The organism is Nesterenkonia massiliensis (assembly GCF_000455245.1).
Classification (GTDB): Bacteria; Actinomycetota; Actinomycetes; order Actinomycetales; family Micrococcaceae; genus Nesterenkonia; species Nesterenkonia rhizosphaerae.
This window is the reverse complement of sequence record NZ_HG005172.1, coordinates 53,643-55,646: the sequence shown is the minus strand read 5'-3', so window position 1 is coordinate 55,646 and position 2,004 is coordinate 53,643. Positions and strand designations below refer to the sequence as shown.

The window sequence follows — 2,004 nt, the reverse complement described above, 5'->3', positions numbered from 1 at the left end:
ACCACCGCGGACAACCTCTGGGCGTTATGCCGGCGTCATCACCGGATGAAATCCCACGGATTCCTCCACCCACCACCACAGAGGTCGGAACCCGATCCTGAGCCCGACCCTGGCCGAGGTGCCGATCCCGCTCACACGAACAGCGCCCATTCGCCCAGCGCTCATCTACGCATCGCACATGCACCCAGCGCTCTCTCACACACTGAGCACTGGCTGACTGAACGCGTCCTCGGGGACGATCGCCCTACCGACCGCCAATCTGCCGGCTACACTTCCGCCGAGGACACACCGCCTCCCGGATGTCCCGCAGCGGACCTGATCTGGCACGATGCCCCGGTCCTGTACGGCCTCGCCGCCTGATTTCCGCCGGCCTAAGCAGGTCTTGCCCAGGTCGTCTTGCCCACCCGCATCTGCGAAGTGCCACGCTAGGCGTTTCAGGTTTAGGCGTTACAGGCTCTAGGCGTTGGGCTTGAAGAGGCCCTCCCAGACCTGGTTGAGCCACTCGAGCAGCGCGCCGTCGGAAAGTTCCTCTCCGCCGATCTTCTTAGTGGTCGGCTTAGGCAGCAGAATCTGCTTCATTGCCACCTTCTGCTGGGCTCCGGGGTAAAGACGTTCCATACGCAGCTGGCGTGATTCGGGCAGATCCTCCACCGGCGCGAACCGAATGAACTTGCCCTGGACCCCGACGTCGGTAATCCCGACCGAGCGCACGCGGTTGCGGAACCGCGCAACCTCCAGGAGATTCTCCACTGCTGTAGGTGGTTCACCGTAGCGGTCCTGCCATTCGGCGAGCACCTCGGAGATCTTCTCCTCGGTATCTGCTGCGGCAAGCTTGCGATAAGCCTCCAGGCGAAGGGGCTCACTGGGCACATACTCTGAAGGCAGGTGAGCGTTAATCGGCAGTTCGATCTTCACCTCTGTGACGGTCTGCTCTTCCTCACCACGGAAATCAGCCACAGCCTCGCCCACCATGCGCAGGTAGAGGTCAAAGCCCACGCCCTCAATATGACCGGACTGCTCACCCCCGAGCAGGTTACCGGCACCCCGCAACTGCAGATCCTTCTTCGCCAGCTGGAAGCCAGCTCCCAGCTCATTATGAGCCGCCACGGCTTTCAACCGCTCCAGAGCATCTTCGCCCAGCGGTTTCTCCGCCGGGTAGAGGAAGTAGGCGTAAGCCCGTTCCCGAGAGCGCCCCACCCGACCACGCAGCTGATGCAACTGCGAGAGGCCGAAGGCAGAGGCCTTATCCACGATCAGAGTGTTGGCGTTGGAGATATCCAGACCGGTTTCGATGATGGTGGTGGAGACCAGCACATCGAATCGCCGTTCCCAGAAGTCATTCACGATCTGCTCCAGACGGGCCTCCCCCATCTGGCCGTGGGCCACCTCCACACGAGCCTCGGGCACCAGCTCCTTAATCCGGGCTGCGACCCGGTCGATGTCAGCCACCCGGTTATGCACATAGAACACCTGTCCCTCGCGCATGAGCTCACGGCGCACTGCGGCAGAAACCTGCTTATCCGTGTACGGGCCCACATAGGTCAGCACTGGGTGCCGCTCTTCCGGCGGAGTGTTCAGCTCAGAGGTCTCGCGGATGCCCGCCAGGGACATCTCCAGGGTGCGCGGAATGGGTGTCGCCGTCATCGCCAGCACATCCACGTTGGTGCGCATCTTCTTCAGCTGTTCCTTGTGCTCCACACCGAAACGCTGTTCCTCATCGATGACCACCAGGCCCAGGTCCTTGAACTGGACCTCCTTGCTCAGCAGACGGTGGGTGCCGATGACCACATCGATGCTGCCCTCTTTCAGCCCGGCCAGCACTTCCTTGGACTCCTTGGCGCTCTGGAACCGGGAGAGCGCACGAACCCGCACCGGGAACCCGGCGTAGCGTTCGGTGAACGTCTCCTGATGCTGAGAGACCAGCAGCGTAGTGGGAACCAGGACGGCCACTTGTTTGCCGTCCTGGACCGCTTTGAACGCAGCCCGGACGGCGATCTCGGTTTT

General features: G+C 62.3%; 1 protein-coding gene. It reads right to left on the bottom strand.

All coding sequences use genetic code 11. The features are described 5' to 3' along the window. Positions 1-456 precede the first annotated feature (456 nt). A partial coding sequence (locus TX78_RS10925) for a TRCF domain-containing protein (RefSeq protein ID WP_044496220.1) occupies positions 457-2,004 on the bottom strand: 1,548 nt, incomplete at its 5' end.